Origin of the sequence: Thioclava nitratireducens, assembly GCF_001940525.2 — a bacterium.
Taxonomy (GTDB): Bacteria; Pseudomonadota; Alphaproteobacteria; order Rhodobacterales; family Rhodobacteraceae; genus Thioclava; species Thioclava nitratireducens.
Map to the genome: position 1 here is coordinate 3,423,516 of NZ_CP019437.1, position 21,524 is coordinate 3,445,039.

The window sequence follows — 21,524 nt, forward strand, 5'->3', positions numbered from 1 at the left end:
GGCCCGCAAAGGGACGAGATCGCGCAGTGACCAGCATGACAGAAACCGCCCCGGCATCGACCGGGGCGCCCCTCCTTCTGGATCAGCAGCGTCTGTTCGACGCGCTCGACGCCGCAACCTCCGGTGCAAGCGATCCCAAGGACATCCGGACCGCGACGGTGAACTTCCTCACCGAGGAGCGCCGCGCCGCCACCGCTGCGATCGAGGCTGATTTCGAGAGGCACCCGCGCGCGGCGCGCGACACGGTCGAAGCCTATGCCCAGATGACGGACGGGATCGTCCGGTCGGTGCTGCGCATCGCGACGACGCGTCTGCATCCAAGCGGCATCCGCACCGAGGCAGAGCGTTTCGCGGTGCTCGCCGTGGGCGGCTATGGCCGCGCCGAGATGGCGCCACATTCCGATGTCGATCTGCTCTTCCTCACCCCTTACAAGGTCACCCCCTGGGCCGAGAGCGTCATCGAGTCGATGCTCTACATGCTCTGGGATCTGAAGCTGAAGGTCGGTCATTCGTCTCGGACGCTCGACGATTGCATCCGGCTCGGGCGCGAGGACATCACGATCCGCACCGCACTTCTGGAGCATCGCTGCGTCGGCGGCGACGATAAGCTGGCCGAGGCGCTGTCGCTGCGCCTTCACCACGACCTTTTCGAGGGGACCGAGGCCGAGTTCATCGAGGCCAAGCTTGAGGAACGCTCGCAACGCCACCGCCGGCAGGGCGGGCAGCGCTACGTGCTCGAACCGAACGTGAAAGAGGGCAAGGGGGGCCTGCGCGACCTGCAGACCCTCTACTGGATCGGCAAATACATCCATCATGTGGGCCGCGCCCGCGAATTGATGGAGATCGGGGCATTTTCGCCCGAGGAATACGAGACCTTCCACGAGGCCGAGAATTACCTCTGGGCGGTGCGTTGTCACCTGCATCTGATCTCCGGCCGCGCTTCGGATCAGCTGACCTTCGACATGCAGGTCGAGGTGGCCGAGCGCATGGGCTATCGCGATCTGGCGGGCCGCCGCGCGGTAGAGGTCTTCATGCAGGATTACTTCCGCCACGCGACCGCCGTGGGCGACGTGACCCGCATCTTCCTGACCAAGCTCGAAGCGCAGCACGTCAAAAGCGCGCCGATGCTGACGCGGATTTTCCGCCGGCGACGCAAGCTGAAGGCCCCCTATTGCGAAGAGAACGGACGCATCAACGTGGCCGACGAGAAGGCCTTCCTCTCCGATCCGGTCAACCTGCTGCGCCTCTTCGAAGAGGGGCTGCGCTCGGGGATGCTGATCCACCCTGACGCGATGCGGCTCGTCTCGGCCAATCTAGACCTGATCGACGACAAGGTGCGCACCAATCGCGAGGCGCAGCGTATTTTCCTCGATCTGCTCCTGAAGCACGGCAACCCGGAACGCGCGCTGCGCCGGATGAACGAGCTGGGCGTGCTGGCCGCCTTCATCCCCGAATTCGAGCCGATTGTCGCGATGATGCAGTTCAACATGTATCACAGCTACACCGTGGATGAGCACACGATACAGGTCGTCTCGACGCTGGCACAGATCGAGCGCAAGGAGCTGGTGGAGGATCTGCCGCTCTCGTCGCATATTCTCGAAGAAGGCATCAATCGCAAGGTTCTCTATGTCGCGCTGCTGGTGCATGACATCGGCAAGGGACGCCCCGAAGATCACTCGATCCTCGGCGCGAAGATCGCCCGCAAGGTAGCGCCGCGGCTGGGGTTGAACCCAGAGGAATGCGACACCGTCGAATGGCTGGTGCGCCATCACCTTCTGATGTCCGACGTGGCGCAGAAACGCGACCTGTCGGACCCGCGCACGATCCGCGATTTCGCCAAGCGCGTGAAGTCGCGCAAGCGACTCGACCTGCTGACGGTGCTGACGGTCTGTGACATTCGCGGCGTCGGCCCGAACGTGTGGAACAACTGGAAAGCGACGCTGCTGCGCAAGCTGCATTCCGAGACCGCGATGGCGTTGGAGCACGGGCTGGAAGCGGTCAATCGCGAGCAGCGTACCGACGAGGCCAAACGTGCCCTGCGCGAAGTGCTGGAGGCGCAGGACGACTGGGACAAGACCCGCATCCGCGCCGAGCTCGCCCGCCATTACCCGCCCTACTGGCAGGCGCTCGCCACGGTCAATCACGAGATCTTCGCGCGGCTGCTGCGCGATCTGGGCGATAACGAGATCCGTATCGACCTGCATCCCGATGACGATCACGACGCGACCCGCGTCAGCTTCGCTCTCGCCGATCACCCCGGCATCTTCTCCCGGCTCTCCGGCGCGCTGGCGCTGGTCGGCGCGAACGTGGTCGATGCGCGCACCTATACCTCGAAGGACGGCTACGCGACCGCCGTCTTCTGGGTTCAGGATGCCGAGGGCCATCCCTACGAGGCCTCGAAACTGACCCGCCTGCGCGGGATGATCGAGAAGACGCTGAAAGGCGAGGTCGTCGCCCGCGAGGCGCTCAAGGATCGCGACAAGCTCAAGAAGCGTGAGCGCGAATTCAAGTTCCCGACCCATATCACCATCGACAACGAGGGATCGGATATCTACACGATCATCGAAGTCGATACCCGCGACCGGCCCGGCCTTCTCTACGACCTGACCCGGGCGCTGGCATCGAACAATATCTCGATCTCCTCGGCGGTGATCGCCACCTATGGCGCGCAGGTCGTGGACAGCTTCTACGTGAAAGACATGTTCGGCCTGAAACTCCATTCCAAATCGCGCCAGGAAGCTCTCGAGAAGAAGCTGATGGACGCGATTGCCTCGGGCGCGAAACGGGCGGGCAACTAATATGAAACCAATCCGGCTGGTGCGCGGCTTCCTCACGGTGGGCGGCTGGACCATGGCGAGCCGCATCCTCGGCTTTGCGCGCGACATGATGATCGCGGCCTATCTCGGTGCAGGCCCGGTGGCGGAGGCCTTCCTCGTGGCCTTCTCGCTACCGAACCTGTTTCGCCGTTTCTTCGCGGAAGGCGCGTTCAACACCGCCTTCATCCCGATCTTCTCGAAGAAGCTGGAGGGCGGCGAGGACGCGCAGGGCTTCGCGCGCGAGGCAATGGGCGGCTTGGCCTCGGTGCTGATCGTGCTGACACTGGTGGCTTCGGCGGCAATGCCGTGGCTGGTGCTGGCGATGGCCTCGGGCTTCGCGGGCGATGAGCGGTTCGCCATCGCCACGAGCTATGGCCGGATCGCCTTCCCCTACATCCTCTTCATCTCGCTCAGCGCGCTTCTGTCGGGCGTGCTGAACGCCGCCGGTCACTTCGCCGCTGCCGCCGCGGCACCCGTGCTGCTGAACGTCACCTTCGTCATCGCGATGCTGATGGCCGATCAGGCCGGCTGGCCGGTGGGCGATGCGCTGGCCTGGGCCGTGCCCGTCGCGGGCGTGGCGCAACTGGCGCTGGTCTGGGCCGCGGCATGGCGGGCGGGCTACAAGATCGTGCCGAAACGCCCGCGCCTCTCTCCCGACATGAAACGCCTCGTTCGGATCGCGATCCCAGCGATGCTCGCGGGCGGCGTGGTGCAGGTGAACCTGCTGGTGGGCCGTCAGGTCGCCTCGCATTTCGACGGCGCGATCGCGTGGCTGAACTATGCCGATCGGCTCTATCAGTTGCCGCTGGGCGTCGTGGGCATCGCGATCGGCGTGGTTCTGCTGCCCGACCTGTCTCGTCGCTTGCGCGGCGGCGACACGGCCGGCAGCCGCTATTCCTTTTCGCGTGCGGGAGAGTTCGCGCTCCTCTTCACCGTCGGCCCCGCCGTAGCGCTGCTGGTGGCAGCCCAGCCCATCGTCTCGGTCCTGTTCGAGCGCGGCCAGTTCATCCACGAGGACACCATTGCCACGGCCTGGGCCACCGCGATCTACGGCCTCGGCCTGCCCGCCTTCGTGCTGCAAAAGGTTCTGCAGCCCTTGTATTTCGCCCGCGAGAACACGCGCACGCCGTTCAACTACGCGCTCGTCGCGATGGTGGTGAATGCGGTGTTGGCGATCGGGCTGTCCTTCGTGATCGGCTACCTTGCGGCGGCCGTCGGAACGACGCTCGCCGCCTGGGCGATGGTCGCGCAGCTTTGGCTCGGCGCACGCCCGATGGGGGAAGCCGCGAGCTTCGATCACCGTTTCTACCGCCGCCTGCCCCGCATCGTGATCGCGGCGCTGGTGATGGGCGCTGCGATCTGGGCGGTGACCTGGGCGGTGCCGGGCGCATTCGCCGTGCCGGGCCTACGTGCGCTGGCGCTACTGGGGCTCGTGCTGTTCGGGATGGTCGTCTATTTCGGCACGGCCATCGCGATCGGTGCGATGCATATGGCCGATCTGAAAGGTGCGATGCGGCGCGGTCCGGGCGGGGCGTAAGGGCCGCGCCCGACCCTTGGGTGGCACTTTAATCCGTCTCTCGCTGGGCGCTTTATCTCTCATGCCCGACGGCCGCTAATGCCTGCGCCGACTTCGCCAATGCGCCCTCCCGGTGGGAGGGTCGGGCGCGGCCCGGGGCTAGTCGCCCCTGGCCAGGAAGGCTCACCGACGCCGCAGCCGCTGCAACGTCCGCTGCATTCCGCCGGGCGCCACGAAGAAGCTCAGCACGAAGCCTGCCACGAACCCGACGATATCCGCGATCCAGTCGGGCCGCGCGCCGAAGATCATCGCAAACAGCAGCTGAATGCCCATCAGTGCGCCGATCAACGAGAAGGCCCGGAACTGGTTCGCATTTTCCTGCCCCAGTCGCGTCCACAGAATCCATGTGAACGCCCCGATCAGCCCGTAATCGCCGGGATAGCCGCCATAGAGCCCGATCTGCGTAAAGGGCAGCGCCGCATAGACAAGCGCGCCAAGGATCGTCGCCCCGAAGAAGACGATCGCCACGGCGAGGCCCGAGAACACCTCGCCCACCATCTTGCCCAGCGCCAAGAGGAACACGAGCACGAAGATCGCCTGAGTCACCGAAGCGTTGACGAACGGATAGGTCAGAATTCGCATCATCTGCTCCGGCGGATATTGCCCGGTCTGGACCATCGCGCGCATCACCTGCGGCGAGAAGGCGAATTTCTGCAGCGCGTCGAGCCGCCAGCCCGCCGCCTGCGCCCCGCCGATCAGCCCCGACTGGCCCATCGCGAAGAACAGCTCCGTCGCGATGATCGGCAGCGCCAGAAGCCAGACCACTGGCGGCAGCGGGTTCATCGGGTGTTCGTCATAGCCGTCGCGCATTAATGGTCTCCTGCTCGCGGGCTCAGTTGCGCCCTTTGCGCTTTAGCGATAAGCGAGCGGAGAGCGGATTTCCACCCCGGGAGATCCTCAATGGCGGGCTTCCACCCCCCGCAGATCAGGAGCATCAGATGAGCGAGCAAGCGCAACCCCTCAACGCCAATTTCAAACCGCGGATCTTCTCCGGCATCCAGCCCTCGGGCGGGCTTACGCTGGGCAACTATCTGGGCGCGCTCAAGCGCTTCGCCCAGAAGCAGGACGAAGGAATCGAGACGATCTACTGCCTCGTCGACCTACACGCGATCACGGTCTGGCAAGAGCCCGAGGCGCTGCGCCGCAACACCCGCGAGGCAGCTGCCGCCTTCATCGCCTCGGGCGTCGACCCGAAACGCTCGATCCTGTTCAACCAATCGCAAGTGTCGGCCCATGCCGAACTGGCCTGGGCGCTGAACTGCGTCGCGCGTCTGGGCTGGATGAACCGGATGACCCAGTTCAAGGACAAGGCGGGCAAGAATGCCGAGAAGGCCTCGCTGGGCCTCTATGCCTATCCCGCCCTGATGGCCGCCGACATCCTGCTATATCACGCGACGATGGTGCCGGTGGGCGAGGATCAGAAGCAGCACGTCGAATTGACCCGCGACATTGCGGCCAAGTTCAACCACGACTACGGGACCGAGTTCTTTCCCTCCCCCGAGCCGCTGATCGAAGGCGCCGCTACCCGGGTGATGTCCCTGCGCGACGGCACCAAGAAGATGTCGAAATCCGACCCCTCGGACGCGAGCCGCATCAACCTGACCGACGATGCCGACACGATCGCCAAGAAGATTCGCAAGGCCGTGACCGACCCCGAGCCCCTGCCCTCCGAGATCGAGGGGCTCAAGGACCGAGCCGAGGCGCGCAACCTCGTGAACATCTACGCCGCGCTGGCCGACATGACGCCGACCCAAGTGCTGGGCGAATATGGCGGCGAGGGCTTCGGCAAGTTCAAACCGGCGCTGGCGGAGCTCGCAGTCGCGAAGCTCGCCCCGATCTCGGACGAGATGACCCGGCTGATGAACGACCCTTGCGAGATCGACAATATCCTGGGCGATGGCGCAAACCGGGCCGACGAGATCGCGCAGCCGATCCTGGGCCAGACGCTCGAGATCATGGGAATGATCCGCTCGCGTTAAGCGTCGAGAACGGGGGCTCTGCCCCCGGTCGCCGGAGAGCGACAAAACCAAAGGAAGAGGGGGCGCTGCCCCCTCGGGCTATCGCCCTCCCCCCGGGATATTTCGCCCAAGCCGAAACGGATCTTCCTCTTGATGGAAATATCGCGGGGGAGGCGCGCACGCGCCGGGGGCGGAGCCCCCCTTCGCGCCTTCCGGTCGCGATCCGGCGAACCAGCCGCGCCCCCCTTGCCGCCGCTCACGGCCCGCACTACGCTTCGTCAACAAGAGCTTACGAGCGGACCTCCCATGCGTATCGGCATTCTCCAAACCGGCCAATCCCCCGACGTTCTGCGCGACAAGGCGGGCGATTATCCCGACATGTTCGAAGCCCTGCTCGCCGGGCGCGGCCTCGAATTCCAACGCTACGACGTCGAGCATATGCACTTCCCGAAAGACGTGCATGAATGCGACGGCTGGCTGATCACCGGCTCCCGTCACGGCGCCTACGAGGATCATCCCTTCATCAAGCCACTCGAGACGTTCATCCGCGACGCCCATGCCGAGAAGGTGCCGATGGTTGGCATCTGTTTCGGCCACCAAATCATCGCGCAGGCGCTTGGCGGCAAGGTCGAGAAATTCTCCGGCGGCTGGGCCGTAGGCCCGCAGGATTACGATTTCGGCGGCGAGGTGATCGCACTCAACGCGTGGCATCAGGATCAGGTGACCGAGCTGCCGCCGGGTGCGACACCGATTGCGGGCAATGATTTCTGCGCCTATCCAGCGCTTACCTATGGCGACACGATCTTCACCGTTCAGCCCCATCCCGAGTTTCGCGACGAATTCGTGGAAGGGTTGATGGACACACGCGGGCGCGGCGTCGTGCCCGACGAGTTGATGGAGGCGGCCCGCACGCGGCTGGGCCGGCCCAACGGCGCGCCCCGGATCGCCGAGCGCATCGCCGATTTCTTCCTCAAGACAAGGGTGCCCGCGCACCCGGAAAGCTGACCGATGAGCGACATGAAGGACTGGACCGACCGCATCCCGCAAGCCGCACGCGATTACATCGAGGGTCGGCGTCTCGACGAGGTTGAATGCATTGTCGCCGATATAGCAGGGGTCGCGCGCGGCAAGGCGATGCCCGCGTCGAAATTCAAGTTCCAGGATCGCTTCTTCCTGCCGAACTCGATCTTCCTGCAGACGATCACCGGCGAGTGGACTGACAACCCCTCGGGCGCCTTCACCGAGCCGGACATGATCCTGACGCCCGATTTCTCGACCGCGACGGCCGCGCCCTGGACGGCGGACTGGACCTTGCAGATCATCCACGACGTCGAGGACCAGCAGGGCAACCCGGTGCCGATCGCCCCACGCAACGTGCTCAAGCGTGTGCTTTCGCTTTACGAGGCCGAGGGCTGGGTGCCGGTCGTCGCCCCCGAAATGGAATTCTTCCTCGTTGCACGTAATGTGGATCCGAACCAGCCGATCATCCCGCCGATGGGGCGGTCTGGTCGTCGCGCGGCCGCCAAGCAGGCCTATTCGATGTCGGCGGTCGATGAATACGGCAAGGTCATCGACGATATCTACGACTTCGCCGAGCTTCAGGGTTTCGAGATCGACGGCATCTTGCAGGAAGGCGGTGCCGGGCAGATCGAGATCAACCTCGCCCATGGCGACCCGGTCGAACTCGCCGACCAGATCTTCTACTTCAAGCGGCTGATCCGCGAGGCCGCCCTGCGTCAGGATTGCTTTGCCACCTTCATGGCGAAGCCGATCGAGGGCGAGCCGGGCTCGGCCATGCATATCCACCAATCGGTGATCGACACGAAGACCGGCGAGAACATCTTCTCGGACGAGAAGGGCGGCGAGACGGAGGCCTTCCTGCATTGCATCGCGGGGCTTCAGACGCACCTGCCCGCGGTGATCGCGCTGCTGGCGCCCTACGTGAACAGCTATCGCCGCTACGTCCCGGATTTCGCGGCCCCGATCAATCTTGAATGGGGCCGTGACAACCGCACGACGGGCCTGCGCGTGCCGATCTCCGGCCCAGCGGCGCGGCGGATCGAGAACCGTCTCGCGGGAATGGACTGCAACCCCTATCTCGGGCTCGCGGCCTCGCTCGCTTGCGCTTATCTGGGCCTCAAGGAAAAGCAGATGCCGAAGCCCGAATGCCTGGGCGACGCCTATATGTCGGCCGAAGACGTGCCGGTGAATCTGGGCGATGCGCTCGATCTGTTCTCGGAAAGTGCCCCGATCCGCGACGTGCTGGGGCCGGAATTCTGCGCCGTCTACGAGGCCGTGAAGCGCAACGAATACAAAGAGTTCCTACAGGTGATCTCGCCGTGGGAGCGCGAGCACCTGTTGATGAACGTGTGATGCGATGAACCTGCTCTTCGCCAATGACCGCAAGGGCGAGCACGCGCCGAGCTATTACGCGGCGACCGCGCTGACCGACCGGCGCTGGCCCGCGTTGACGGGCCGCCACCGGGCGGATGTCTGCGTGGTGGGCGGCGGCTTCACCGGCCTCTCGGCGGCGCTGCATCTGGCGGAAAAGGGCTATTCTGTGCGGCTGCTCGAGGCCCATCGCGTAGGCTTCGGGGCGTCGGGACGCAATGGCGGGCAGGTGGGCTCGGGCCAGCGGCTGGAGCAGGACGATCTGGAGAAAGCCCACGGCCCAGAAATGGCGCGCAGGCTTTGGGATATCGGAGGGGACGCGAAAGCGCTGATCCGCGACCTGATCGCACGATACGAGATGGACGTGACCTTCCACCCCGGCATCGCCCATGCCTGCCGGACGCAATCCGAGGTCGCGCATTCCCACCACATGGCGGAGAAACTGGCCCGCGATTACGGCTACGATCAGGTGGAGCCGCTCTCCCGCGAGGCGCTGCACGCAATTCTGCCGTCGGAGGCCTATCTTGGCGGCGATATCGACCGGGGCGCAGGGCACCTGCATCCGCTGAACTTCGCCCAGGCCCTGGCGCTCGCTTGCGACAAGGCCGGCGTGGAAATCCACGAGGGTTCGCTCGTCCATCATATCCGTCCCGGCGCGCCGGTGCGCGTGCAGACCGAGCATGGCCATATCGATGCCGATCATCTGATCTTCGCGGCCAATGGCTATCTTGGAAACCTCGCCCCGCGCGTGGCTTCGCATGTGATGCCGATCAACAATTTCATCGTCGCGACAGAGCCGCTGGGCCCGCGCGTGGCCCAAGTGCTGCGCGAGAATATCGCCGTGGCGGACACGAAATTCGTGGTGAATTACTGGCGGCTCTCTGACGATAACCGCCTGCTCTTCGGCGGCGGCGAGAGCTACGGCTACAGGTTCCCCGATATCGTGCAGACCGTGCGCAAGCCGATGCTGGAGGTCTACCCCTCCCTTGCCGATGTAAAGATCGACTACGCTTGGGGCGGCACGCTCGCCATCACCCGCACCCGGATGCCCTATTTCGCACGGCCTTTGAAAAACGCGTTCTCGGCCAGCGGCTTTTCCGGCCATGGCGTCGCGATGGGCACGATGGCGGGCAAGATCATGGCCGAGGCAGTCGCGGGCCAAGCCGAACGCTTCGACCTGATGGCCAGCCTCGACGTGCCGGGCTTCCCGGGAGGATCGCTCCTGCGCAGCCCGCTTCTGGTCGCCGCGATGACGTGGTTCTCGATGCGCGACAAACTGGGGATTTGAGCCGGTCTCGGTTTCGTCATGAAAAGGTCACTGGAGAATTCGCCCCCTGCAGTGTAAGTATTTCTGAAAGTCAGTTTCAGGATATCTTGCCATGCCGCGTGACGGACAGACCGCCCCGAATTGCTACGACGCCGAGGCCATTCCCGAGGCCGCCCGGGCCGAAATCGATCGCCTTCTGACCAGCGGGGACCTGTTCCGCTACACCTCGGAAGACGCGCCGGTCGCCAAGCTGGAAGCCGAGTTCGCGGAATTCATGGGCGTCAAATACGCCGTGGCGGTGTCATCCTGCTCGCAAGCCCTCTTCCTGTCGATGAAGGCGCTCGACCTGCCGCGCGGCGCGCGCGTGCTGGTCCCGGCCTTCACCTTCGCTGCCGTCCCTTCCGCCATCGTCCACGCCGATTGCGTCCCGATTCTGGTCGAAGTCGGCTCCAATTTCCGCATCGACCTCGACGATTTCCGCGCGAAATTCGACGACAGCATCGACGCGGTGCTAATCTCTCACATGCGCGGCCACACCTCCGATATGGACGTGATCATGGAACTGGCAGCCGAGAAGGACGTGCCGGTGATCGAGGACGCGGCGCACTCGCTCGGAACGCTCTGGAACGGCAAGAAGATCGGCACCATCGGCAAGATCGGCTGCCTCTCCTTCCAGTCCTACAAGCTGATCAACGCGGGCGAAGGCGGCATCCTGCTGACCGACGATCCGGAGCTCGCCGCCCGCGCGATCATCATGTCGGGCGCCTATGAGCATAATTGGAAGAAGCATCCCGGCCTGCAGAACAGCTTCCATCACTGGCAGAACAAGCTGCCGCTATACAATTGCCGGATGCAGAACCTCTCCGCCGCCGTCATCCGCCCGCAGATCGCGGAAGTGGAGCGCCGCGTGAACGATGGTCGCGCCAACCACGACTATGTCGCGGAGCGGCTGAACACGAGCGACTGGCTCGACGTGCCGCCGCCGCTCGGGCCCGAAACCCGCGCCCCGGATTCGCTGCAGTTCAACCTCGCGGGCGATTGGTCGGATGACGAAGCCCGCAAGATGCAATCGGAAGCGAAAGCGCGCGGCGTCAGCGTGCAGGTCTTCGGCCTCAGCCAAGACAATGCGCGCGCCTTCTGGAACTGGCAGTTCCTCGGCGACGTGCCGGAGCTTCCGAAAACCCGAGAGATGCTGATGCGCGCTTGCGATACGCGCTTGCCCGCGCGGCTCAAGCAGCCCGATCTCGATTACATCGCCGATGCGATTCTCGAGGCCGTCAAAGCCGTGAAGGGCTGATCCGGTCTTCTCCTTGATCGAAATATCCCGGGGGCAAGGCCGTCAGGCCGAGGGGGCAGAGCCCCCCCTCGCCTTACCCGACCATCACGCGGGGATAGTCGATCTTCGGGCAACGGTTCATCACGACTTTCACCCCCTGCCCTCGGGCTTTCTCGGCGGCAGCGTCATGCGACACGCCAAGCTGCATCCAGATCGTTTTGAGATGGGGCAGATGCGCCAGCGCCTCGTCCACGACCTCCGGCACCGCCTCGGAACGGCGGAACACGTCGACCATATCCACCGCGATCTCGTCGGGGATCGCGCCGAGATCGGCATAGACCGTCTCGCCCAGCAGCTGCTGCCCCGCGAGCCCAGGATTGACCGGGATCACACGATACCCCTTGGATTGCAGGAACCGCGCCACTTCGTAAGAGGGGCGCTCCGGCTTGTGGGACATGCCGACCACGGCGATGACCTTGGTACTTTCCAGAATGTCGCGAATCTCGTCTTGCATCTGAAACCTCTCCTTTGTCGCAGCCCTCTAAGAAAAATGCGCCCAAGCCTTGAAGGCTGGGCGCAACAGTGGCGGAACGAGGGACAGTGAACTAGAGACGCAGCGGTTCCGAAGCTGCGCCTCAGACATCGAGATAGGAACGCATCCCGCCGCTTTTAAGGTCCAGGCCCTCATGATCGCGATTTTGTGACCATTACCGACTTGCAGATGCATAAAGAGACACCGCGGCGGCATTCGACACGTTGAGCGAACCGAATTCGCCCGCGAAGGGGATTCGCACCAGACGGTCGCAGGTCTCGCGGGTCTTCTCGCGCAGGCCCGGTCCCTCGGCGCCCAAAACGAGCGCCACCGGCTCCATTCCCGCCTCGGACAGCCCGTCTTCGAGCGACATCTTCGCCTCGCCCGCAAGCCCGATCAGCCGGAAGCCCATCTGGCGAAGCTCCTCCATCGCGTCGGAGAGGTTCTTCACCCGCAGATAGGGCTGACGCTCGAGCGCGCCGGAGGCGGTTTTCGCGAGTGCGCCGGTCTCGGGTGCGGAATGGCGATGCGGCGCGATCACGGCGGCCGCGCCAAACACCTCGGCCGAGCGCAGGATGGCGCCGACGTTATGCGGATCGGTGACGCGGTCGAGCAGCACCACACGGCGCGCCCCGAAGCAGACATCCTTCAGCGCGCCCCAATCGAGCGGCTTCACCTCGAGCGCCGCGCCCTGATGGACGGAGTCGGTCGAGATCGGCACGAACTTGTCGAACTTGCGGACATCGACGATCTCGTGCTCCATGCCCGACGCCTTGATCGCCTCGGCCAGTTTGTCGGCGGCGTTCTTCGAACAGACCAACCGCAGACGCTCGCGCATCGGGTTCTGCAGCGCATCGCGCACCGCATGCAGGCCGAAGAGCCACACGGTCTCGGCGGCCGCAGCGCGCTTGGCGCGTTCCTTATCGATCACCCAGGCTGGCTTTTTCATCGCGGGTCTCCTTTGGCCCCTACCTGCGCGGAATGACCTCGTTTGGCAAGCTCTGATCCGGAGCGCGATTTTTCGGCAAACTCTCTCTTGACGCCCCCCGCCCCCTTTTGTATCTCCCGCCCAGCGTCGGGTGACGTGCTGCAAGGTGCGGCAGCGGACTGTAACTCCGCCGGGGCGACCCACGCCTGGTTCGATTCCAGGGTCACCCACCACTTCCCCTTTCAGGAACTGGTGACACGCGGCTCCCACGGGGGGCCGCTGTGTTGAATAACGCCCATTCGTTGCGCCGTTTATTGCAGCACCGCCTTGCGGCTGAACCGTGCTTCTTCCGAACTGCCATCGTCATAGATCAGCTTCACCCGCACCTCGGAGACCGAGCCCTGCGGTTGGCTGACATAGACATTGTCGCCCGAGATCGCGTTGGGCTGGGCTGCGCCCTCGTGGCATTTCTCCATCTTGAACGATTTGGTGGGCGGCGCACCGTTGAAACCGTAGCGAATCTCGCTCAGCCCGCAGCGCCACGCCAGAAGATGGGTGAAGTAGACCAGATCCTTGCCACCGTATTCCCGGATCGCGACCCAGGAGTCGCGGGTCATGCCGAGAATCGGGCGCACTTCGGCAGCGGTGGTAAAATTCTGCGCGTTCGCGGGGCCGCTCAATGCGACACCACACAGCGCCAACGCGGCTAACTTGCTTATCTGTATCACCTTTTACCCCTGAACTTTCTCGCTATACTGCGCTCAAATCCTCCGACAGGCGGCAGTATGGCGGCGAACGACCGGACTTCACAACCCTACAACATCTTCTGTGTTGCACAGGCGGGACGGCTGGAATTCGAAGCGATTCTGTTCGTATTGAGTTTCCGCGCCGCCAATCCGGACTTCGCTGGGCGCTTGCTGATCGCCGAGCCGCAACCCGGCCCGCGCTGGTCCGAGGAGACGCGGATCTCCGGTCCGGTCCGGGCGCTGCTCGAAGAGGTCGGCGCCGAGATCGTGCCCTTCGAGTCGAAGGTCTTCGGCCAGTCCTACCCCCATGGCAACAAGATCGAGGCGCTCGCCGCCCTGCCCGCGGGGATGCCCTTCGTCTTCTTCGACACCGATACGGTTTTTACCGGGCCGCTGTCGCAGGTCGGTTTCGACTTCGACCACCCATCAGCCTCGATGCGCCGCACCGGAACCTGGCCCGAGCCGCCGCTTTACGGTCCGGGCTATACCGGCATCTGGAAGTCGCTCTACGACAAATTCGGGCTGGACGGGTTCGAGGAGACGCTCGATCTGAGCCAGCCGGACGAATACTGGCGGCGCTACATGTATTTCAACGCAGGCTGGTTCTTCGGTCCCGACCCGGCGGAGTTCGGCGACCGTTTCCTGCGCTACGCCCGCGACATCCGCGACGAGACGCCGGATGAGCTGGCCTGCCAATCGCTCGATCCGTGGCTCGATCAGGTTGCGCTGCCGCTGGTGATCCATTCCTTCGGCGGCGGGCGCCCGGGATCCGAGCTCGATGGGCTCGACGGCGATGTCAGCTGTCATTACCGCGCGCTGCCGTTGATGTACGCGCGCGAGAGCGACACCGTGATCGCGACTGTCGAAGAGCTGACGTCCCCGAACAGGGTCAAGAAAGTGCTGAAGGCTTACGAGCCTGCCAAGAAGCTGATTTATCAGGGTAAGGGCCGGAAGCTGCGCGGGATCATCGCGGAGGAAGGCATGCCACGGCAGGAGAAGGCGCTGCGTAACCGGATCAAGCGCGCGAAGCTCTGGATGCGCTGAGCCGCGCGGTCCTTCTCTGGCCTCTTATCACCGAAAACGAATGTGTTTGTCGGCCTCTCCCGGTGCCGCTAACGTCTCGGCAAGAAAAGAGGAGCCCCGATATGTCCGACTACGCATTCGACACCCTGCAAATCCACGCCGCGGCCGATCCCGATCCCGCGACGGGCGCGGTTCAGGTGCCGATCTACCAGACCACATCCTACGCCTTCAAAGACGCCGACCACGCGGCGCGCCTGTTCAATCTCGAGGAAGTCGGCTTCATCTATTCGCGCCTGACCAACCCGACGGTGATGAAGCTGGCCGAACGTGTCGCGGCGCTTGAAGGCGCGGCAGGCGGCGTGACCTGTTCCTCGGGTCATGCGGCGCAGATCATGGCGCTCTTCCCGCTGATGGGGCCGGGGCTGAACATCGTGGCCTCGACGCGGCTCTACGGTGGCTCGATCACCCAGTTCAGCCACACGATCAAGCGCTTCGGCTGGTCCTGCACCTTCGTCGATTTCGACGATCTCGACGCGTTGGAAGCGGCTGTGGACGAGAACACCCGCGCGATCTTCTGCGAGTCGATCTCGAATCCGGGCGGCTACATCACCGACCTTCCGGCGGTGGCGAAACTGGCCGACAAGGTCGGCCTGCCGCTGATCGTCGACAACACGCTGGCCACCCCCTACCTGTGCCGCCCGATCGAGCATGGCGCGACCCTCGTCGTCCACTCGCTGACGAAATACATGACCGGCAACGGCACCGTCACCGGCGGCTGCGTCGTCGATAGCGGCAAGTTCGACTGGTCCGCCTCGGGCAAGTTCCCGTCGCTGAGCGAACCCGAGCCCGCCTATCACGGGCTGAAATTCCACGAGGCGCTGGGGCCCATGGCCTTCACCTTTCACTCGATCGCGGTCGGCCTGCGTGATCTCGGCATGACGATGAACCCGCAAGGCGCGCATTACACGCTGATGGGGATCGAGACGCTGAGCCTGCGGATGGACAAGCACAACGCCAACGCCAAAGCGATTGCCGAATGGCTCGAAAAGGACCCGCGCATCGATTACGTCACCTATGCGGGGCTGGAGAGCTCGCCGTGGCATGAGCGTATGAAGACCGTCTCGCCGAAGGGCGCGGGCGGGCTGTTCACCGTCGCGGTCAAAGGCGGATACGACGCCTGCGTGAAGCTGGTGAACAATCTCAAGCTGTTCAGCCACGTCGCCAACCTTGGCGATGCGCGCTCGCTGATCATCCACTCGGCTTCAACCACGCACCGCCAGCTGACCGAAGCCCAGCAGATCGCCGCAGGGGCCGCGCCGAACGTGGTGCGCCTGTCGATCGGGATCGAGAATGCGGACGACCTTATCGCCGATCTCGATCAGGCGCTGAGCGCCGCAACCAGCTGATAACACAGATGGCGCGCCGCGATGTCGGCGCGCCATCCATGACCGCGGATTGCATTTCCGATATTTCTTGCGTCGCTTCCCGCGTCTGCGCCGTTGAAACGGTGGAAAACCGGCAAATGCCCGCTCCGTCCCCGTCGCGGCGCTTTTCAGAAGATCGAATCTCCTTTACCAAGATGTGAACACTTGGACCGGACCGCCCCGAGGCGCGCGCAGCACCCATGAAACCCGATTTTGCATTGATCCTCTCGCATGATGGCATCGCTCTGGTGCACCGCGCGAAAGAGGGCTGGACGCTTCTGGGCGAGGCCGCGCTCGAAGGGGACGACCCGATGGCCGAGGTCGCGGCCCTGCGCGACAAGGCCCGGGCGCAGGCTCCGCGCGGCTTCACTTCGAAGCTCGTGCTGCCGGATACGCAGATTCTATATACCGCGATCTACGCGCCCGGTCCCAGCCCGGCGCAGCGCAAGAAACAGATCGAAGCGGCGCTGGAAGGCATGACGCCCTACCCCGTCAGCGAGCTGGTCTATGATTTCGCGGGCCCCGGCCAGACCGTGCAGGTCGCCGTGATCGCACGCGAGACATTGAAGGAAGCCGAGAGCTTCGCGCAGGAGAACGGCTTCAACCCGGTCAGCTTCGTGGCCGCCCCCGAACCCGGCGACTTCCCCGGCGAGCCGCAATTCGGGCTGACCTCGTCGGTCGCGCAGTACATTCCCGAAGGTGCGCATGTCGAGCCCGACAAATCCGCGCTGATCGTGGCTGTCGATCTGTCCGAGGAGGCAAGCGAGACACCGGCGGAGGCCGTTCCGTCAGAAGCCCCGGAGACGGAGTCCGCCGAGGTGGGAACCGCCGCTGCGCAGAGCGACATGGCGGAGCTCTCCGACGACAGCGCAGTCTCGGAAACCGAACTGGCAGAATTGAGCGCGCTGGATCAGTCGGCGAGAGCGGAGGCCACGGCGGAAGAGGCTGATCTCACGCTGCCGGACGAGCCGGGCGAATTCTCCGAGTTGCTCGATGCGGCGGGCGCCGAGCCCGACGCGCAGCAAGGCGCGCCGAGCGAGGACACGCCCGCTGCGGCAAGCCCCGCCGCCAAGGCTGCCGAAGCGGTGGCGGCGGGCGAAATCGCACCCGAGGAAACCGAGGCTGCGGATGCGGTCGAATTTGCCGAGGGCGAGCCGGAGGGCGCGCTCTCCGACGACGCGGAGGCGGACAGTGCCGAGGAAACCTCGGACACAGCCCTCGCCGCTGCTGGCCTTGCGGCCGCACCGGCCTTGCCGACCGCCGCGGAGGCCGATGCCAAACCTGAGGAGGTGGCGCACGACGCGGAGAGCGACCAATCCGAGGCTCTCGAAAGCGACGAGGACGACGACGATCTGCCGAAATCCGACGCCAGCGTTATCGCCGCCGCCTTCGCTTCGCGCCGCGACCACGCGGCGACGGTGACCGTGAACGACACGCCACCGCGGCTCGGCGGGGCCACGCGGCTCAGCCCGATGCCCGATCGCAGCAAGATCGCATCGGGCGACGCCAAGATCACCGCGCCCACGCTCGATTTCGACGAGCCCGATCCGCGTTTCACGCCGAAAGAACCGCAGAAAACCGGGGCGAAAGCGGGCAAGGCTACAGCCCCCTCGGCGCGCACGGGGATCGGCGGGACGACCGCGCTCGGCGCGAAATCCGCGACCTCGTTGCTGCGCGAGGAGGCGAAGGACGGGCCGGATGCGAGCACCGCCACCCCGGCGCCGATCGTCGAGCGTACGAGCGACAAGACTGTTTTCGGCGGCACCAAGCGGCCGACGACTGGCGGCAAGCCGCGCCATCTCGGGCTGATGCTTACCGGCGCGCTGGTGCTGGTACTGGCGATCATCGCGCTCTGGACCACACTGCTGGACGATCCCGCACCGGTCGATGCGCCGGTGGACGCCATCGCCGAAGCGTCCGCCCCGGCTGCGGGTGACGCGCCAGAGCAGACCGCACTCGCGCCGGCCACTCCTGAAGTGGCGGCCCCCGAGGCAACGCAATCCGACGCTCAGGCTCAGGCCAACCAACCCGCTCCTCAAGACGAGCAAGTCGCGGCGCTCGCCCCGACTGATGCGCAACCCGCCCCGTCGGAACAAAGCGACGCGGTCACCACGGCCACGCCCGACACCGCCGCGCCAGCGCAGGATCAGGCGCCCACGCAGAGCGGCGCCGACGCACAGCCCTCTGACACGCAGCCTGCCGATACGGCGGCGGCAGAGCCGCCCGCCGACGCGCAGGCGACCGCTTCGGACATCACAGCGTCGGACACGGTGGACACCGCCCCCGACACCATGCTCAATTCGCAGGCAGAGACTCCGGACGCCACGGCTGAGACGCAAACGGACGTTGCGGCAAACGACGCGACCGCCAGCGAAACCGCACAAAGCGACGCGACCGAAGCTCCCGCAACCGAGGCGCAGACCGCGTCGCCTGCGACGCCGCCCGCAGAGCTTCCGGCCTTCACCGCGACGCCGCTCGCCCCGCCGAGCGCCGATACGCTGCAGAGCGACACGCAGCCCCCAGACACCCCGCCTGTCACGCCGACGGAGGACGGAGTGGAAATGCCGGGCGGCTTCACGCTTTACGCGGGCGCGCCCGCCGTCACTCCGGGCCCCCGCCCCGAAGCCGTCGCGAAGGCCTATGCCGCGACCCAGCCGATCACGCCGGAAGGTACGCTCGGCGCGATCCCGTCGCTGTCGGGATTCCGTCCCGCGGACAAGCCCGCCGACCTCACCGGCGCAACCGCAGCGCCAAATGAGACCGATCCCGCCACGCAGGCTGATCCGAACGATCAAGGCGCGCTCGACCCGGCACTTCAGCCCAATCCCGAACTCCAGACGACGCGCCCGACGGCTCGCCCCGACGCGGTGACCAAGCTCGCCACAACGCAGGCGCCCGCCTCGGAATCCGCAGCGGTCGCGAACCCTGAACTCGCGGCACTGCGGCCACCGCGCCGTCCGGCATCGATCCAGGAGTCGGTCGCCGCCGCCGTGCAGGCGCAAGATGAAGCCGTCGCCGAGAACGCCGATCCCTTCGCCGGCGCGACCGCTCTGGCGGTGGCGCGCTCCGCCGTCCCGCCGACGAAACCGCGTAACTTCTCGCGTTCCGTCGAGAACGCCCTTGCCGCTGCGATCGCCGCCGAGCCCGCGCAAACGGTCGCCGCCGCTGCCGCGCGCGCCCCGGTCGCCACGCCCGTGCCCGACCCGCGGCCCGCCGATCTCGACGAGCCGGAACCCACTGCCGCGCCGACGCGCCTGCCGACCTCTGCCTCCGTCGCCAGACAAGCGACCGAGAAGAACGTCATCAACCTGCGCAAGATCAACCTGATCGGGCTTTACGGCTCCTCGTCGAACCGCCGCGCCCTCGTGCGGCTCTCGAACGGGCGCTTCGTCAAAGTGGGGGTGGGCGACCGGCTGGATGGCGGGCGGGTGACGCAGATCGGCTCCAATGCGCTGACCTATAAGAAAGGGTCGCGCAGCCTGACGCTGAAGCTGCTGCAAGAGGGCTAAACGCGCGCGGCGTAATCATTCGCGACCTTGAACCCTTGCGCACGGTCTGCGCTGGATTACGCTGGGACGTAGACGCGTCGCGCCCCTCCCCCTCCCGCGCACCGCCCAAGGAAACAAGCCGCCGATGGAAAGCTTTCTCTTTCAAGCCACGTTGTACCTGCTCGCGATGGTGATCGCAGTGCCGCTGGCCACCCGTGCCGGCCTTGGCTCTGTGCTGGGCTACCTGATCGCGGGCATCCTGATCGGCCCGGTCACGGGGCTCTCCGGCGCCGAGATGACCGACCTGCAGCATTTCGCCGAGTTCGGCGTGGTGATGATGCTGTTCCTGATCGGACTGGAGCTGGAGCCGCGTGCGCTATGGGCGATGCGCGACAAGCTGATCGGTCTCGGCGGGTTGCAGGTGCTGGTCACGATGATCCTCGTCACCGCGATCGTGATGACGATGGGCGAGGATTTCCGTGTCTCGCTCGCGATCGGGATGACGCTGTCACTGTCCTCGACGGCGATCGTGTTGCAGACTCTCAACGAGAAGCGACTGATGCAGACGGCGGGCGGGCGGTCCTCCTTCGCGGTGCTGCTGACGCAGGATATCGCGGTAATCCCGATGCTGGCGCTGATGCCGCTTCTGGCCCTGCCCGGCGCGCGGGCGGTGGCGAAGGCTGGGCACGGCGATCACGTCGTGGCGCGCGTGATCGACTCGTTGCCCGCCTGGGGCGTCACGGTGATCACGCTGGCCGCGGTCGCCTTCACCGTGCTGATCGGGCATTACCTAGTGCGCCCGCTGTTCCGGTTCGTGCAAGGCGCAAGGCTGCGCGAGGTGAACACGGCGATGGCGCTGCTGATCGTGGTGGGCATCGCGAGCCTGATGAACCTCGTAGGTCTCTCGCCCGCGCTTGGGACTTTTCTCGCCGGGGTCGTGCTGGCCGACAGCGAGTTCAAACACGAGATGGAATCCGATATCGAGCCCTTCAAGGGCCTGCTGATGGGCCTGTTCTTCATCACCGTGGGCGCGGGCATCAATTTCGACGTCATCACCGCGCAGCCTGCGAATATCTTCGCGCTGGTCTTCCTGCTGGTCGCGCTGAAATCGGCGGTGCTTTACGGGCTGTCGGTGCTGTTCAAGATCCGCGGGCCGGATCGTTCGCTGTTCACGCTGAGTCTCGCGCAGGCTGGCGAATTCGGCTTCGTGCTGGTCTCCTTCGCGGTCGGCCAACGGATTTTGCCGAATGCCTTGGCCGAGAAGCTTCTGGTGGTGATCGCGCTGTCGATGCTCATCACGCCCTTGCTGTTCATCCTGCACGAGCAGATCGGCCTCAGGCTGCGCAAGCCGCCGGGCCCCGACCCGGACGCGATCGACGAGCAGCAGCCGATCATCATCGCAGGCGTGGGCCGTTTCGGGCAGGTGGTGAACCGTCTGGTGACGATGTCCGGCATGCGCACGACCGTTCTGGACGCCGATCTCAAGACGATCCAGCTGATGCGAACCTTCGGCTTCAAGGGCTATTTCGGGGATCCGACGCGCCCCGACCTGCTCGCCGCGGCCGGCATCAATCAGGCGCGGGTGCTGGTCGCAGCGCTCGACGGGCGCGAACAGACCACGAAGCTCGTGGCCTATGCGCGCCGCATCCGGCCCGACCTTCACATTGTCGCCCGCGCGCGCGACCGGACGCATGTGTTCGATCTGTATCGAGCCGGCGCGAATGACATCGTGCGCGAGATGTTCGACAGCTCCCTGCGCGCCGGGCGGTATGTGCTCGAGAACGCGGGATTGTCGGCCTTCGAAGCCTCGGAGCTGGAGAAACTGTTCTTCAAGCTCGACCGGGCCGCCGTGCGCGACCTGGCGCAGGTCTGGAAGCCGGGCGTGCCGGTCGAACAGAACGCCGAGTACATCGCGCGCACGAAGGAGCTCAACGCAGAGCTGGAAGCCGCAATGATGGAGCAGTTCCGCCGCCGCGGCGAGCGCGACGAAAGCGATCGCGAGGCCCCGGGCAACGAAAAGACCGGGCCGGAAGCGTGATCGCGGGCAACGGCTCCATTGCCCTTCGCCCATGAAAAAACGCGAGGCTCGCAAGCCTCGC

Annotated in this window: 15 protein-coding genes and 1 tRNA gene; 12 read left to right on the forward strand and 4 right to left on the reverse strand. The window is 65.3% G+C overall.

Annotated features, from left to right (window positions below; all coding sequences use genetic code 11):
• Nucleotides 1–35 precede the first annotated feature (35 nt).
• Both BMG03_RS16340 and murJ read left to right on the forward strand, forming a co-directional pair.
• Nucleotides 36–2,798: a [protein-PII] uridylyltransferase gene (locus BMG03_RS16340; RefSeq protein WP_075774101.1), complete on the forward strand. Its 2,763-nt coding sequence runs from the start codon at nt 36–38 to the stop codon at nt 2,796–2,798.
• A 1-nt stretch (nt 2,799) separates the two neighbouring features.
• Complete coding sequence (gene murJ, locus BMG03_RS16345; RefSeq protein ID WP_075774100.1) at nt 2,800–4,353, forward strand: murein biosynthesis integral membrane protein MurJ; 1,554 nt, start codon at nt 2,800–2,802, stop codon at nt 4,351–4,353.
• Between the two features lie 162 nt (nt 4,354–4,515).
• On the opposite strand, the gene BMG03_RS16350 is transcribed toward murJ, so the two are convergent.
• Nucleotides 4,516–5,202 (reverse strand): rhomboid family intramembrane serine protease, encoded by a 687-nt coding sequence (locus BMG03_RS16350; RefSeq protein WP_075774099.1) that lies wholly within the window; start codon nt 5,200–5,202, stop codon nt 4,516–4,518.
• 128 nt (nt 5,203–5,330) lie between these two features.
• Here BMG03_RS16350 and trpS point away from each other — a divergent pair, with 128 nt between their 5' ends.
• The 5 genes from trpS to BMG03_RS16375 all read left to right on the forward strand — a co-directional run bounded on the left by trpS (nt 5,331) and on the right by BMG03_RS16375 (nt 11,305).
• Nucleotides 5,331–6,371 (forward strand): tryptophan--tRNA ligase, encoded by a 1,041-nt coding sequence (trpS, locus tag BMG03_RS16355; RefSeq protein ID WP_075774098.1) that lies wholly within the window; start codon nt 5,331–5,333, stop codon nt 6,369–6,371.
• 285 nt (nt 6,372–6,656) lie between these two features.
• Nucleotides 6,657–7,355: a type 1 glutamine amidotransferase gene (locus BMG03_RS16360; RefSeq protein ID WP_075774097.1), complete on the forward strand. Its 699-nt coding sequence runs from the start codon at nt 6,657–6,659 to the stop codon at nt 7,353–7,355.
• 12 nt (nt 7,356–7,367) lie between these two features.
• Nucleotides 7,368–8,723 carry a glutamine synthetase family protein gene (locus tag BMG03_RS16365; protein WP_075774330.1) on the forward strand — a complete coding sequence of 452 codons (1,356 nt, stop codon included), beginning with the start codon at nt 7,368–7,370 and terminating at the stop codon, nt 8,721–8,723.
• Nucleotides 8,724–8,727: 4 nt separating this feature from the next.
• Nucleotides 8,728–10,029 (forward strand): NAD(P)/FAD-dependent oxidoreductase, encoded by a 1,302-nt coding sequence (locus tag BMG03_RS16370; RefSeq protein WP_075774096.1) that lies wholly within the window; start codon nt 8,728–8,730, stop codon nt 10,027–10,029.
• A gap of 91 nt (nt 10,030–10,120) precedes the next feature.
• The gene (locus BMG03_RS16375) at nt 10,121–11,305 is read left to right on the forward strand and encodes a DegT/DnrJ/EryC1/StrS family aminotransferase (protein WP_075774095.1); all 1,185 of its coding nucleotides are present in this window, start codon (nt 10,121–10,123) and stop codon (nt 11,303–11,305) included.
• 73 nt (nt 11,306–11,378) lie between these two features.
• Here the strand turns inward: BMG03_RS16375 and BMG03_RS16380 are convergent, their stop codons facing one another.
• Both BMG03_RS16380 and rlmB read right to left on the reverse strand, forming a co-directional pair.
• A complete protein-coding gene (locus BMG03_RS16380) occupies nt 11,379–11,798 on the reverse strand; it encodes a CoA-binding protein (protein WP_075774094.1) in 420 nt (139 codons plus the stop codon).
• A 193-nt stretch (nt 11,799–11,991) separates the two neighbouring features.
• Entirely contained in the window at nt 11,992–12,765 is a 774-nt protein-coding gene (gene rlmB, locus BMG03_RS16385) for a 23S rRNA (guanosine(2251)-2'-O)-methyltransferase RlmB (protein WP_075774093.1), read from the reverse strand.
• Between the two features lie 128 nt (nt 12,766–12,893).
• Between rlmB and BMG03_RS16390 the strand changes: the two genes are divergently transcribed.
• Nucleotides 12,894–12,977: transfer RNA gene (locus BMG03_RS16390), tRNA-Tyr, on the forward strand.
• Nucleotides 12,978–13,055: 78 nt separating this feature from the next.
• Here BMG03_RS16390 and BMG03_RS16395 read toward each other — a convergent pair.
• The gene (locus tag BMG03_RS16395) at nt 13,056–13,361 is read right to left on the reverse strand and encodes a hypothetical protein (RefSeq protein ID WP_233242987.1); all 306 of its coding nucleotides are present in this window, start codon (nt 13,359–13,361) and stop codon (nt 13,056–13,058) included.
• 168 nt (nt 13,362–13,529) lie between these two features.
• Here BMG03_RS16395 and BMG03_RS16400 point away from each other — a divergent pair, with 168 nt between their 5' ends.
• From BMG03_RS16400 to BMG03_RS16415, 4 genes are all read left to right on the forward strand, one after another.
• Nucleotides 13,530–14,534, forward strand: a complete 1,005-nt coding sequence (locus BMG03_RS16400; protein WP_075774092.1) for a hypothetical protein — start codon at nt 13,530–13,532, stop codon at nt 14,532–14,534.
• A 101-nt stretch (nt 14,535–14,635) separates the two neighbouring features.
• Nucleotides 14,636–15,919 carry an O-acetylhomoserine aminocarboxypropyltransferase/cysteine synthase family protein gene (locus tag BMG03_RS16405; protein WP_075774091.1) on the forward strand — a complete coding sequence of 428 codons (1,284 nt, stop codon included), beginning with the start codon at nt 14,636–14,638 and terminating at the stop codon, nt 15,917–15,919.
• Nucleotides 15,920–16,137: 218 nt separating this feature from the next.
• Nucleotides 16,138–19,446, forward strand: coding sequence for a hypothetical protein (locus tag BMG03_RS16410; protein ID WP_075774090.1), 3,309 nt, complete (start codon nt 16,138–16,140; stop codon nt 19,444–19,446).
• Between the two features lie 124 nt (nt 19,447–19,570).
• The gene (locus BMG03_RS16415; protein ID WP_075774089.1) at nt 19,571–21,463 is read left to right on the forward strand and encodes a monovalent cation:proton antiporter-2 (CPA2) family protein; all 1,893 of its coding nucleotides are present in this window, start codon (nt 19,571–19,573) and stop codon (nt 21,461–21,463) included.
• The last annotated feature ends 61 nt before the right edge of the window (nt 21,464–21,524 follow it).